Source organism: Paenarthrobacter histidinolovorans, assembly GCF_014647595.1.
Classification (GTDB): Bacteria; Actinomycetota; Actinomycetes; order Actinomycetales; family Micrococcaceae; genus Arthrobacter; species Arthrobacter histidinolovorans.
The window spans coordinates 519,921-532,896 of sequence record NZ_BMPM01000003.1 but is presented as its reverse complement, the minus strand read 5'-3'; the positions used below and the strand labels follow the sequence as shown (position 1 = coordinate 532,896).

Annotated in this window: 12 protein-coding genes; 5 read left to right on the top strand and 7 right to left on the bottom strand. The window is 60.9% G+C overall.

The genetic code is table 11. The features are described 5' to 3' along the window. Positions 1 to 16: 16 nt before the first annotated feature. The 5 genes from IEY62_RS10400 (at position 17) to IEY62_RS10380 (ending at position 6,444) form a co-directional block, all read left to right on the top strand. Positions 17 to 1,711 carry a dipeptide ABC transporter ATP-binding protein gene (locus IEY62_RS10400; protein ID WP_229785202.1) on the top strand — a complete coding sequence of 565 codons (1,695 nt, stop codon included), beginning with the start codon at positions 17 to 19 and terminating at the stop codon, positions 1,709 to 1,711. Next, a complete protein-coding gene (locus tag IEY62_RS10395) occupies positions 1,708 to 2,910 on the top strand; it encodes an aminotransferase-like domain-containing protein (protein ID WP_189017047.1) in 1,203 nt (400 codons plus the stop codon). Before IEY62_RS10400 ends, IEY62_RS10395 begins: the two co-directional genes overlap by 4 nt. A 432-nt stretch (positions 2,911 to 3,342) precedes the next feature. After that, positions 3,343 to 4,599, top strand: a complete 1,257-nt coding sequence (locus tag IEY62_RS10390) for an ABC transporter substrate-binding protein (RefSeq protein ID WP_229785201.1) — start codon at positions 3,343 to 3,345, stop codon at positions 4,597 to 4,599. A gap of 55 nt (positions 4,600 to 4,654) precedes the next feature. Continuing rightward, the gene (locus IEY62_RS10385) at positions 4,655 to 5,587 is read left to right on the top strand and encodes a carbohydrate ABC transporter permease (protein ID WP_229785200.1); all 933 of its coding nucleotides are present in this window, start codon (positions 4,655 to 4,657) and stop codon (positions 5,585 to 5,587) included. Then, positions 5,584 to 6,444, top strand: coding sequence for a carbohydrate ABC transporter permease (locus IEY62_RS10380; RefSeq protein ID WP_189017041.1), 861 nt, complete (start codon positions 5,584 to 5,586; stop codon positions 6,442 to 6,444). The genes IEY62_RS10385 and IEY62_RS10380 overlap by 4 nt, the downstream gene beginning before the upstream one ends. Positions 6,445 to 6,605: 161 nt before the next feature. Here IEY62_RS10380 and IEY62_RS10375 read toward each other — a convergent pair whose 3' ends face one another. The 7 genes from IEY62_RS10375 to IEY62_RS10345 form a co-directional block, all read right to left on the bottom strand. Then, complete coding sequence (locus IEY62_RS10375; RefSeq protein ID WP_189017038.1) at positions 6,606 to 7,058, bottom strand: VOC family protein; 453 nt, start codon at positions 7,056 to 7,058, stop codon at positions 6,606 to 6,608. Between the two features lie 51 nt (positions 7,059 to 7,109). Then, entirely contained in the window at positions 7,110 to 7,859 is a 750-nt protein-coding gene (locus tag IEY62_RS10370) for an SDR family NAD(P)-dependent oxidoreductase (protein ID WP_189017035.1), read from the bottom strand. Between the two features lie 133 nt (positions 7,860 to 7,992). Beyond that, positions 7,993 to 8,982: a Gfo/Idh/MocA family protein gene (locus tag IEY62_RS10365; RefSeq protein ID WP_229785199.1), complete on the bottom strand. Its 990-nt coding sequence runs from the start codon at positions 8,980 to 8,982 to the stop codon at positions 7,993 to 7,995. Positions 8,983 to 9,099: 117 nt separating this feature from the next. Continuing rightward, positions 9,100 to 10,374, bottom strand: coding sequence for an MFS transporter (locus IEY62_RS10360; RefSeq protein WP_189017032.1), 1,275 nt, complete (start codon positions 10,372 to 10,374; stop codon positions 9,100 to 9,102). Between the two features lie 161 nt (positions 10,375 to 10,535). After that, a complete protein-coding gene (locus tag IEY62_RS10355; protein WP_189017029.1) occupies positions 10,536 to 11,528 on the bottom strand; it encodes a Gfo/Idh/MocA family protein in 993 nt (330 codons plus the stop codon). Then, a complete protein-coding gene (locus tag IEY62_RS10350) occupies positions 11,528 to 12,427 on the bottom strand; it encodes a sugar phosphate isomerase/epimerase family protein (protein WP_189017026.1) in 900 nt (299 codons plus the stop codon). The genes IEY62_RS10355 and IEY62_RS10350 overlap by 1 nt, the downstream gene beginning before the upstream one ends. Before the next feature lie 3 nt (positions 12,428 to 12,430). Continuing rightward, positions 12,431 to 12,973: a VOC family protein gene (locus tag IEY62_RS10345; protein ID WP_229785198.1), complete on the bottom strand. Its 543-nt coding sequence runs from the start codon at positions 12,971 to 12,973 to the stop codon at positions 12,431 to 12,433. Between the last annotated feature and the right edge of the window lie 3 nt (positions 12,974 to 12,976).

The following is a 12,976-nucleotide window of genomic DNA, read 5'->3' as shown; positions in this document are numbered from 1 at the left end:
CCGAAAGGACACCAACGTGTCAGCTGACCTGCTTACCGTGGAAGGCTTGTCGATCGCTTACGGCCCCACCGTCGTCGTTCATGACGTCTCGTTCTCACTGGCTCAAGGCGAGAGCCTGGCGCTGATCGGCGAATCCGGTTCGGGCAAATCCACCATCGCCAAAGCCATCCTGCGCTTACTCCCCCACGGCGAAGCAACAGCGACTGGCCGTGTGGCACTGAACGGCCGCGACGTTCTGGGTCTGCCGGAGAAGCAGTTCCGTCCACTGCGCGGCCGCGAACTCGGGTTCATCCCACAGGATCCCGCCTCGGCACTGAACCCGGTCCGGACCATAGGCGCCCAAGCGCATGAAGCTGCAGCGCTGCTGGGTGAAACCGACCCAGCTGTCCGCCGCGCCAGGATCCTGGATGTCCTGGAGCAAGTGGGCCTGCCCGATCCGGTACGGGTGTACGACTCTTACCCCCACCAACTCTCCGGCGGGATGCTTCAACGCGTACTGATCGCGCTCACTGTGCTGCCCCGCCCCTCGCTGATCGTTGCCGACGAACCCACGTCCGCCTTGGACGTCACCGTGCAAAAACTGATCCTGGATATGCTCACCGAGCTCCGCCAGGAGTTGGACATCAGCCTGCTCCTGATTACGCACGACCTTGCCATCGCGGCCGAACGCGCCGATTCCCTGGTGGTGCTCAAAGACGGCGCCGTGCAGGAAAGCGGCTCATCGCGGGATATTTTTACCGCGCCGCAAACGGATTACGCCCGCAGCCTTCAGGCGGACGTCCCAGCACTTCATCCGGACCGGTACCGCGCCCAGCGCACTGTCTTTGCAGCAGAGCCAACGCACGACGTCGTCTTCCGCCCTGCCGCTGTTGCCTCACGGTCAACGGGACTCCAGATTGATGTCCAAGGAGTGACCAAGCGCTTCTCCGCAGGCGGGAAAGACGTCCTCGCCTGCGACGGTGTGTCCTTCGCCGTGGAACGCGGACGGACGCACGCACTCGTTGGCGAATCCGGCTCCGGCAAAACCACCGCCGTGCGTTTGCTGCTGGGCCTTGAACAGCCTGACAGTGGGCGAATCTCTGTAGCCGGCCAATCGACGTCGGGCAGGTCCCGCGCCGAAGTGCGCGACATCCGCAGGCACCTCCAACTCGTTTACCAAAACCCCTTCACCTCCCTGGACCCCACCTGGCGCGTAGGCCGGATCGTCCGTGAGCCGCTGGACCAGTTTGGTGTAGGGACCAAGCCGGAGCGTGCCCGGCGGGTGGAAGAAGCCTTGGCATCTGTAGGGCTGCCAACCGATGTAGCCTCCCGCCGGCCTGCACATTTGTCCGGCGGCCAACGCCAGCGGGTGGCGATCGCCCGCGCGCTGGTGGTGAGGCCCGACGTCGTGGTTTTGGACGAACCGACATCCGCACTGGACGTGAGCGTCCAGGCAGGAATCCTTGAGCTGCTGTCCAAGCTGCAACGCGAACTGGGCCTTACCTACCTGTTCGTCTCGCACGATCTGGCCCTCGTCAGGCAAGTAGCAGACACAGTTTCTGTCCTGCGAAAGGGACAGGTGGTGGAAGCCGGAGCTGTGGAGGACATCTTCTCGCGGCCCCAACATACCTATACCCGTGCACTCCTCGACTCGATCCCCTTGGCCACTCCAGCAGCGGCACTGGGCGGGATTGCCGCGGAAGCCAAACAACCAGCGAAGGCCACAGCATGAGCACCCAGCCCCTGACAACCACCCGCCGCCCCGCACTGATCGAGGCCTTCACCGCTCCGAAGGGATTCGGGGACCAAACGCTCCGGGACCGCAGGGCAGATGCCATCGAACTCCTGGGTGGCATCCCCGACCCCAGTGTCCTCCCCACGGAGGAACTGGCCGCCGCCACCGCCCGGGTGCTGGCCAAGCCCGGCGTTCCGGCACTTCAATACTCGCGGACAGAGGGCATCTCCCCGCTGCGTGAATGGATCGCCGAACGCGAAGGCGTTGCGGTGGACCGGATCCTGATCACCAACGGAGGCTTCCACGGCCTCTCCCTTGCGATCCAGTCGGTGGTGGAACGCGGTGACCTGGTGGCGGTGGATAACCCGATCTTCCCGTTGTTCCTGCGGGGGCTTCAGTTGTCCGATGCCCGAACCTTGCCGGTTTTCGTGGGACCCCACGGCCTCGACATCGACCACCTCTCAGACCAACTTCGCGCAGGTGCCCGCCCGTCAGCCCTCTACACGGTTCCGGACTTCCACAATCCTTCCCAAGGAACCCTGCCCGGAGAGGCTCGAAAGGAACTGGTCCGGCTGGCTGAGCATTACGGCTTCGTGATCCTGGCCGACAACCCCTACCGTGAGCTTCGCTTTGCCGGCGCGCAGGAAAGCGTTGAGGAATTCAACAGCTCGGATCATGTCCTCCACATCAACACCTTCACCAAGACGCTGGGGCCGGGACTGCGCCTCGGCTGGACTGTGGCACCGGAGCGACTCTCACGCGACCTGGTTGCTTTGCGCAGCAGGCAGGATTCCCACAGCTCCACGCTGGTCCAGGCGATCATTGGAGAACTGGTGACCGCAGATCCCGGAATCTTCGACGCGACCCTGAACCGGGCCCGGGAGCTGTACCGAAACCGTGCGGAAAGGCTTGTTGCGGCGTTGCACCGCGAGGCGCCGGGAGCCTTTGAAACCGTCCTTCCCGACGGCGGGCTGTTCCTCTGGCCAAAACTGGCGGATCCCTCGGTGGATCCGGACCGGCTTGCTGCGGACGCAAGCGCCGAGGGCGTGGAATACCAGCGGGGTTCGTTCTTCCCCTCAGGACCCGGAACCGACGCTGACCGGCACCTGCGCCTGGCCTACGGCGATGTTGCGGCCCCGAAACTTGAGGAAGCGGCAGCAAGGCTGGGGCGGGCGCTGGAGAAGCAGCGCAAGTAGTCCACTTCGACCGGGGGGACGACAGAGTCCCGCCCGATATCGTCCATCTGCAGACTCTGGCTCCCAGCCCTTGTGGCCTTGGGGTCAGGTCTGAACACCTATCGCCATGGGCGGGCATGCATCCTTCAGCGAGGGCCATGTCCGTCCTGGGCAGGCCACTTAAGGTGGCATGCAGCCCCGCCTGCTCACGAACTTTCGGCGCCTTGGCACCCATCTCAAATCTTTCCTTGACAGAGTCATCCGTCGGCTCTAAATTTAGTGCAACCGATCTCAGCAACCGATCTCACTGCTAGTTCGTAAAATGCAACCGATCTCAAAGGAGAGATTTGATGATCAAATCGACTTCTCCCGACCGTTGTTGTCCGCATTTAGCACGCGTCGCTTGAGCACGGCATGCTCCCGCATCAGCAAACCCGTTCACAGGAGAAATTCATGATCAAAAAGCGATGGGGCTTGGCGCTCGTAACAGCCGTCGTAGCCAGCCTTGCCCTCAGTGGCTGCTCGCCCTCAGCCTCGGAACCCCAGGGGCCCGTGACGCTGAACTATTGGGACTTCCTCGATCCCAGCCAGGCCAACCCCCGGTCAAAGGCCTTGAAGGAGAACATTGCCAAATTTGAGGCGGCAAACCCGGACATCAAGATCAACCTCTCCGTTGTTTCCCTGGGCGACATGTTGAACAGACTGCCTCAAGCCGCGGCAGCAGGCCAGGCCCCCGACGTCTTCAAGATGTTCACTCCAGTCGTTCCCCAGATGGCCTCTGCCGGCGTCTACTCCCCGCTGCCTGATTCTGCTTCAAAGGTGACCGACTGGCTGCGTCCAACCGACACTCTTGCTGGCCCAGACGGTAAACCCGTCGCCGTGCCTTACGAGTACCGAACCTGTGCCCTTTACTACAACGAAAAGATCCTGAACCAGATCGGCGCGACCGTTCCCACCACCTACGACGAGGTTGTTGAAGTTGCCAAGAAAGCCGCTGCCGCTGGTTATACCGGCTTCGGCACCGGTTTCTCCGACACGGACAACTCGGCGATCGTCAGCACCTTCTTCAACTGCTTCATGTCACAGGTTGACCAGGAAATCTGGAACAAAGATGGACAAGCGGATTTCGCGACGGACAAAGGCAACGAATTTGGCAACTTCCTCGCCAAGCTCAGGGATGCCAAGGCCCTGGGTAGCAACGTCGTATCAGACACGTACGGCACCGTAGCTGATGGCATGGCGAGCGGCACCGTCGCCATGGCAGTTTTGGGCACCGAACGGGCGGTTTCTTTCGGCTCCCAGAACAAGGACCTCAAGTGGACAGCCTTGCCTAAAGCCAGTACCGGCGATACGACAGGTACCACCATTGGGTGGACCCTGGGCATAGGCAATGGCAGCAAGAACACTGAGGCCGCCTGGAAGTTCATCGAGTACATGACCGGGCCGGAAGCGGGCGCCCTGATGGCAACCGGAGGCGAGGTACCCACACGTGCGGCCACCTACGAGCAACCGTTCTTCTCCACTCCCGAAGCAAAGACCGTCAACGACATCGCAGCCTACGTCAAGACCAACAGTGAACCACGCACGTATTCCAACACATGGACAGCGCTTGCCACTGGCCTCTCCCAAGCCGGGCAGAAGCTGACGCTGAACGGTTCATCAGGCAACGACTTCATTCGTTCCGCCCAGGATGCGGCCAACAAGAAGTAGCCGCCCCATACCAGGGGGGCCTGAGACATCAGGCTCCCCTCGGAAGGAACAGAAAATGTCAACAGAAAGCCCCACCCGCAGCCAACGCAATGCCGTGGCATCACCCTCAAGCACCCAGGTTTCCCGCCGTGCCCGTAGGGATCGAATGGTATGGCTCTACGTCCTCCCCGTCAGCGCCGTCTTCCTCTTCGTCTTTGTGGGACCGCTCATCTACACAGCGTGGACGGCCCTTCACGAGACGTCCTATTACCAGATCGGCAAATTCTCCGGTCTCAATTCCTTTGTTCGACTGTTCTCGGATTCAGACTTGCCGAGCCGCATCTGGACGACGTTGGTTTTCTCGCTTGGTGCATTGGTGATAGCCCTGCCCGCGGGACTTCTGTCTGCAATCGTGCTCAACAACCTCCACCGCTTCACACGTTCGGTCCGGAGCCTCTTTCTGCTGCCTTGGCTGATGTCCCAGGCCACTGCAGGAACAATCTGGCTGTGGTTCCTCAATCCCAATTACGGTCCTGCCTCAGCTATTACCAAGTCCCTCGGATTCGGGCCAACCGATGTGTTTTCGTCACCTGCCAGCGCCCTCGTTGCAGTTACGTTGATGACGGCTTGGTGGTCCTACCCTCAAGCCATGCTCCTTTTCCTGGGCGCCCTTCAAACAATTCCTGAGGAGCTCCGCGAAAGCCTCAAAATGGACGGAGGCGGCATCTGGCACCAGTTCGTCAACATAACCCTGCCCTACTTGCGAAACACCATAGTGTCGGTCGTAGTGGTTCTCCTCATGCTCTACGTGCAGATGGTCACCATCATCCTGGTCACCACCAGAGGAGGTCCCATCGGCTCTACGGAAACTTTGTCCATGCGGGTTTACAACCAAATGTTCGACAAATTCGATCTCTCCGGAGCCTCGGCAACGGCAATCCTGCTTTTCGCCGTCAACATCGCCCTGACTCTCGTCGCCATTCGCTTCCGACGGAAGGAAAGCCTGTGAGCACCACAACCCCTCGCCGCCAGCGACGCATAGGCAATTTGCTTCGGGCCGTTCCGGCCTGGACGTACATCATACTTTCGGCCGCAGTGGTACTCCCGCCAGTAGCCTGGATTGTGTCGACGTCGCTCAAGACCGCTTCGGGCACACTGGAATTCCCCCCACGGTGGATACCTGCCCCATTCTCATCCGAAGGCTATGTTGGTCTTCTGACGTCGACCAACTTCCGCTTCTTCGCAAACTCCCTCATCTACGCCGGCGGCTCCATCGTCCTCGCCCTGGTCATTTGCATCCCTGCAGCGTATGTGGCCACCAGGTACCGGAGTCGCCGCATGGAAACTCTGATGACAGGGATTCTGGTCCTGTCCATGGTCCCGGCGATCGTCGTCTTTATCGCGCTGTACTCCATGTTTGTCAAAACGGCATTGATCAACACTTACCCCATGATGATCGTCGTCTACACCGCAATCATCTGTGGACAAACCATCCTGTTTCTGCGCAATTTCATCGAGAACATACCCGTCGAAATCGAGGAAGCGGCAGCAATTGATGGCTGCTCCCGCATGCAAATCCTGTGGCGCATCATCCTTCCGCTCATCCGTCCGGGCATCGCCGCGGTGGCCATCTTCATCTTCGTATTTGTTTGGAATGACTTCCTGGTGGGCACCGTCCTGGCCACCACGGAAGACATGAAGACCGTGCAAAACGGCATAGTGCGTTACATAACCACTGGTTTCGGCAGCTTCTGGGGACTCTTCGCCGCATTCATTGTGGTTGCCTTCGTCCCTGTTCTTGCGATCTTCCTGGCATTTCAACGCTGGTTTGTTGCAGGCATGACGTCCGGTGGTGTCAAGGGGTAGCTGGAGCAACCGTTCAGCCGCACTCTCCAACAACACAGAATGCAGGCCCCGTGACCGTTTCCGACGGCTCACGGGGCCTGCATTGGGCTACAACGGAAGTTCCTGTGTGCACTGTGGGTGAGCAGGATGAAACCTGCCCACCCACCAGCTGAGCGAGCGACTTATGACTCCTCGCCCGAGCGCCAGTCCGGCGGCTGAATCAGTTCCACGCGATTTCCGTCAGGATCCAGGAGGTAAACCAGCCACCCGCCTGCAATGGGGCCTGAACTCGGCGCAACGGGTTCAGAAACCGCTCCGTAACCAAGCGCCGTCATCCTGGCGTAAACCTGCCGAACATCAATATCTGTAAAGGCAAGGTGGGCCGTGCCCGGCTGTGCCTCCGATGGGTTGACGGCAGGCAGCAGCGGCTCTGCATGGGCGAGTTCCAGCCGAAACGATCCGTCACGGGTACCGAGAAGCATGGCCCTGACTTTAACGTCGGGACGGCCATAAAGGTCGCCGATGTATGGTCCCGACGTCCACGCATCCAAACGCTCCAGTCCGAGGCCGTCCACATAGAAACGCTCGCTGCGCTCCATATCCGTGACGTGCAGGGCAGTGTGATGATGTCGCATGATGTGTCTCCTTGGTAGATAGCGAGGACTCGCCGCTGATTGCTGAATTGCTTAGGTTCCTATTCCCAGATGTGCCCCGCCGGCCACATCCAAGGACACCCCCGTGATGTAGCGGTTGTCGGGATCTGAAAGGAACAGGATGGCCCGAGCAACTTCATCGGGTTCGGCGAACCGGCGCATCGGCAGCTGCGCTGCCCGCTTCGCTCGGTTTGCTGCTGCGTCCGGGCCGGAGTCCCGGGCAAATTGCGCCCACATGGGTGTGTTTACCGGTCCTGGTGCGATCGCATTCACGGAGATGCCGTTGGGTCCGAGCAGTTCGGCAAAGGACCACATGATGTGAAGGACGGCGAGCTTGCTCGCGTTGTAGGGCAGGTAGTTGAGGCGTGATTCTTTGGCCGCAACAGAGGAAAGAACCACAATGGCGCCGGCTGTGCCGGTCGCAAGCATGGATTTGGCGGTCTCCCGGACCATCGTGAAGGTCGCGGTGGCGTTGATCCTCAAGATGGAGTCGAACTCTTCGGTGGTTGTTTCCAAGATGTCCGGGGTGGGACCAAGCACTCCGGCGGCGTGCACGAGGACATCGACACGGCCGTATTTGACCTCGATGTCATGTATGACTGTTGCGCATTGTTCTTCCGAGGTGATGTCGAGGGGGTAAAACGCCTCCAGGGACTGGTCCTCTTTGGGCGAACGGTCGGCACCGATGACCATGGCACCTGCGGCTATGAATGCGCTGACCGCAGCATTGCCGATTCCTCCGCTTGATCCGGTTACCAGAACTACCTGGTCTGTGAGGCTCATCGGTTTTCTCCGCTCTGGCCGTAGCTTGACTCCAATGCTCCTGTGTTCAGGGCGTGAGGTGCTTGTTTCATGTTCTTCCTAACTCGATACTGCACGGGTCTGCCGGTTGTCGTGTGTTCGGTTTTGATGACGCTTAGGAGGCTGGTACCTCCCCGGCGGCCGAGGCAGCCGCTATCCTGACCGCATCGGCGATTTCAGTGGCGCGAAGCGCTTGGGCGAATGTCACCGGAGGCGTGTCACCTTTACAGAACCTCAGGGCAGCTTCGGCTTGGCGGAGGAAAAGGTCGGACGGCGCGAAGTGCTTCTGCTGGTGTCCGCCGTCGCGGTCCCACACGTGCAGGGAATCGTTTGACCACACCATCCGGCCGCCAGTGGCCAGAACATCAATGCTGAGGCTCCAATCCCCCTGGTTCAGCCCTTGGGGTTCCTGCCAGGGAGACCAGTAGCTCTGCAAGGAGAACACCACTCCAGAGGGGAATTCGAGTGTGGAAACGACGTGTTCCGGTACCGCAGTCCCATACAGATTGCTGCTTGCGCTGGCTGCCACGACTTTCGGGTCACCCTCGAACCACGACGAAACCAGTTCAATGGCATGAATGCCATTCACAACAGCGACGCCACCCTCTTTCGGATCAGCACGCCATGAGTCGATGTTCTCTTTGTGCGCGACTGATCGAACGTTTACAGCGATCACGTCGTTGTCTCTGACCCACTGGGAGAGAAGTGGGACGGCCGGATGCTGGTGAAGTGTGTAACCCACCATCAGCCGTAGGTTCACTCCCGAAGCTGCGGCCATGATGGCTGCACCATCGGCATCGGCCGCCACCGGCTTCTCCGTCAGCACCCGAAATCCCCGGTTCAGCAGATCGGCACAGATGGCCGGCTGCAAAGTGGTGGGCAACGCGACGACGACCAGGTCAAGATCATCAGAAGGAAGCTCCGTGATACCGGGCACCATCTGCGCTCCCAGCTCACGGGCCAACGACGCCGCCCGCTCGTCTTTCTCCACAAGGTAGGTAACATCCGCGCCCACCTTGGCGAATGCCCGGGCATGACGGGAACCTGCCCACCCGGCAGCACCCACGACGGCGACGCGCGGCGACCGTGCCGCCGTCGTCATCATGCGGGCCCCACGAAGATCAGGCCGAAGGCGAAAGAGGTACTCATGAAATCTCTCCTTTGAGTTACTTCAGAAATATGAGATCGGTTGCGTACATGGGCGGCGAAAAACTCGTGGGTCCTATGGGGTGTCGAGGACCCCATGGTGTCGGTTCCCGGGATCGGGAGTCTCTTTGGCGAGTGCTTCTCCGGGACCCCGCCTGGGCACAGACGGGTGATCTTCAAGCATGCGCGGCTTGTTGACCATGATGGCCCCTACCACCAGCACCACGAGCCAAGCGCAGAGCATGCCGAACGAAGGCAGCCAGCCGCTCCCGGGGCTATGTAAAAGCGCGAAAAGGAACGGCCCGACGCTTGCTAGAGCGTAGCCGGTCCCTTGGGCAAACGCGGACAAACTTCCTGAGCCGGACTGGGTTCGTGTTCGCTTGTTAATCATGGTGAACGCATAGGAATAGGCACCTTGGCCTAATCCGGCAATGGCCACCCACGCCGCTGCCCAGGCTGGCGGAGCGAAGATAATGCCTCCGTAACCTGCTGCAAAAGCGACGGCAAACAGCACGGCCAGAGGTAGCGGGCGGGACATTCTTACAACAACCACAGGCACCATGAGTGCAACCGGCAAAGCAATGATTGAATACAGCGCCAGCATGGATCCAGCGCCTTCCTGGCTCATCCCTCTGTCGACGAGAACAGCAGGTAGCCACGTGAGAGCCGCAAAAGTATTGCTGGAGCAACCAGCAAAGACCAGTGCAGTCCCCCAGCCGATTGATGATTTCCAAGGTTTGGCCGCGTTGCCAGCAAGCCGCTCCTTATCCTTCGCCGGCGTGGGCCTCGAGCGGGCAACGCCCCGCCCGGCCACAAGAATCAGCCAAGGGAGTGCAGCAAAGGCACTGAGGGAAGCCCAGATGCCTATGGAGAACCGCCAGCCGTAAAGAGTCCCCAAAGGGATGGCAAATTGGGCGGACACCGCCGTACTGACACCCAGGAGAGTGACGTGGCACGCTGCGAGAATCCCGGTTCTGTCCGGAAAGTACTTCATTATCAGGGGCGGAGCCACGACGTTGATCAGGCCAATTCCGAGCATGGCGAAACACGTGAAGACCAAAAATGCCAGGACGTTCCACCCCGCTGCGCGGCCGACCTGGCCAAATGTTGTCAGCAGGATCGCAACCAGCAACAGGTATTCGAGCGGCACACGCCGCAAGAGCGGAAGCGCAAGGAAGCCCATGAGTGCAAAGCCGGCGGTAGGCAGCATTCCAAGAATCCCTATGGTCACCGTGTCAAACGGGAGGTCCGCACTTATCTGACCAAGGAGCGGCGACGCCGCCGAAACGGCTTCCCTCGCACTGAAGGCAACCAGCAGAATGCCTGCAAACGCGGTGAGGCGCCCTGGCAACGGCCGCCTCCGGGCTTTCCTGGCCCGCAGTGCATGCTGAGGAAGAGGAACTATTTTTGGCACCTCCCTCTGTCCGACAGGTTTACTCAGGCCACCTTGTACCAAGGACCCGTGCCCAGCATCTGTGCGCAGCATCTGGCACCTTTGGGGAGCCGGACGATTCAGCCTGCGTTGACTGCGTGACTCGCCCATTCGCGTCCGGTTTGCTCTTCTGTAGGCAGACCGGCTGCGGCGAGGATCTGGTCAAGCAGGCGCTGTGTGCGAACAGCTTCGCGACCGGAAGTGAGAGGTTGGTTCCTGTCTGCCACCCGGTCCAGGAAATGGTGAACTGCTGCTGAGAATCCCAGGGTGTCTGTGGCAGTAGCCCAGCCGTACGCTTCGGCGCTCAATTCCCTGGAAGTGGTGACGCCGTTGATGGTGGTCGAAACCGTTTCCGGTGCCCTGACTTCGACGGTCTTTCCATCCCCGTAGGCGTCAAGTTTCTCGTTCCAGGCTCCCGCCGTGCGGGCTGCCATCAGAACGCCGGTGTTACCGGTGCTGAAGCGGATGGTGGCTGCGAGTCCGTCTTCTTCCCAGGGATCCTCACCAGCAGCGTGTGCGGCTACGTGCTCAGGTTCGCCCCCGCAGTACCAACGCAGGAGGTCCACCATGTGGATGGCGTTCTCGAACGTTGCCCGGTATTCGGATCCGGGGCGGTTCTTTTGGGCTACGCAGAAGGTGGCACCTTTGTCGCCGAAGACTTCCCGGCCGGCCGTGTAGACAGGCGCGTAGCGCCGGTTGAAGTCAACCATCAGGATCCGTCCCCGCTCGTCGGCGAGGTCTGCCAAATATTCGGCCTGCACTGTCGCTGGGGCAAGCGGCTTCTCGCAGAACACGTCTACGTCACGCTTCAGGCAAAGCTCGACGGCGTGGGCGTGTTCGGAGCGCGGTGTCAGCACAAAAACCGCATCCAGCTCTTGCCCGGCCAGCATGTCCTCCACCGTTTTGTATGCAGCGTTGAAGCCCCAGCGCCGGACCAGGCTGCCCGGATCCTCCCGCCGGGAAACCAAGGCAGCCAGTTCAACGTCATCTCGTTGGACGAGGGTGGGCAGCTGGGCAATGGTTGCGATGTTGCCCGCGCCGATAACTCCGACACGGAGGCGGTTGGTGTTCATCAGGCGTTCCTTACTTTGGCCGGATCAGAGAGCATTGAGCGCAGGACGGCGACGGACTCACGGAAACCATCCTCTGGCGCGGGAAGGTCTTGCGGGTGCCAGCGGTATTCAAGCTCGATACTCAGTACGTCGTCGTAGCCGTGCTTGAGCAGCGCGGGAAGAATGCGGGACCACGGAACCACACCGCTTCCGACAACGCGGGAACGGACCGCCCGCTCCGAGGCGTTGACCCTGGCCGTTTCCGTGGCACGGAAAGCCGCGTTGGGATCCGTGAAAACAAGGTCCTTCACGTGGACGTGGCCGATCAGGTCACCTTGGACGGCGAAGGCTTCCTCGTAGTCCTCGTCATGCGTGAAGGTCAGGTTCGCCTGGTCGTAAAGCACACGAACGGACGGTTGGGCTATCTCCCGGACCAGGGCCGCTGTGTCCGCTGCCGTCTGGGTCATCGTGCCGAAATGGTTCTCCACGCAAAGACGGACGCCGGCCTGCTGCGCCTCGGGGGCGAGGGTCTCCAGGGCCTTCCGCAACTGTCCCCACCGCGCGGCGTGATCGGTATCCCCGGGGTGCCAGGAACCCGCGTAGACGCGGACCCGGTCAGCACCGAGCAGCTGGGCGGTATCAATGGCCCCACGGAATTCGTCAACGGCTTTGTGCCATTCGGCGTCGTCCAGTGAGTTAATGGCAGTGGTGTACGGCGTGAGGCCCACGATGGGAACGCCTTCGCCTTCTGCCGCTTTCAAAGCCTCCATTGCCGAGCGCCGGTCCCCCAAGGGCAGGCCGGACTTGTAGTCATCCTGGTAGATGACCTCGGCGGCGTCGAGCCCCGCGTCCCGGAAGAGACCAAGTGCTTGAGGAACCGTGTGGTTCGGGGTACCTAGTGTGTGACCCGCTAGCCGCATTGTTCATGTCCTTTCTAAAGTGTTTGGAGCTGCCGTCCAGTCCGCGGGACCGACCAGCGGGGGCGGTGCTGCGACGCGGGATCGGTCAACGATTTCCATCAAGAGTCCCCAGGGGGTAACAAAGTAGGTCCAGCGGTTGCCGGCTACACGGGGGCTATCACCAGCGACTTCCTTGCGGTCCCCGAGTACGCGCACTCCGGGTGTTTGCTGCAGCACTGTGATTGCTTCATCGACGTCATCGACCACGAAGCACAAGTGGTGCCCGCCGGCGTCGCAATGCCTCGGCGGTGTCTCCCGCCGGTCAGCGCCGCTCCACTCGAAAAGCTCGATGTTGAGGTTCGGCGGCAGGCGCAGCATGGCGAGCGTCAGCTTGGCATCGGATGGGACGTCGAAGTTTGTGGGCATGAACTCTTCGTCGGGCCCGCGTTCGGAGCGGTAGAGCTCCTCAGCCCCGAGGACCTCGACGAAGAACCGGATGCCTTCTTCAAGGTTTGGAACGGTCAGGCCGACGTGGTCCGTGTGTTGGACCCCCGGCAGGCGTCGCAAGAT

Excerpts from the sequence above, each read along its gene's own strand:
- IEY62_RS10395 (WP_189017047.1), top strand. The coding sequence starts at position 1,708 with ATGAGCACCCAGCCCCTGACAACCACCCGCCGCCCCGCACTGATCGAG.
- IEY62_RS10390 (WP_229785201.1), top strand. The coding sequence starts at position 3,343 with ATGATCAAAAAGCGATGGGGCTTGGCGCTCGTAACAGCCGTCGTAGCC.
- IEY62_RS10385 (WP_229785200.1), top strand. The coding sequence starts at position 4,655 with ATGTCAACAGAAAGCCCCACCCGCAGCCAACGCAATGCCGTGGCATCA.
- IEY62_RS10375 (WP_189017038.1), bottom strand. The coding sequence starts at position 7,058 with ATGCGACATCATCACACTGCCCTGCACGTCACGGATATGGAGCGCAGC.
- IEY62_RS10370 (WP_189017035.1), bottom strand. The coding sequence starts at position 7,859 with ATGAGCCTCACAGACCAGGTAGTTCTGGTAACCGGATCAAGCGGAGGA.
- IEY62_RS10365 (WP_229785199.1), bottom strand. The coding sequence starts at position 8,982 with ATGATGACGACGGCGGCACGGTCGCCGCGCGTCGCCGTCGTGGGTGCT.
- IEY62_RS10355 (WP_189017029.1), bottom strand. The coding sequence starts at position 11,528 with ATGAACACCAACCGCCTCCGTGTCGGAGTTATCGGCGCGGGCAACATC.
- IEY62_RS10350 (WP_189017026.1), bottom strand. The coding sequence starts at position 12,427 with ATGCGGCTAGCGGGTCACACACTAGGTACCCCGAACCACACGGTTCCT.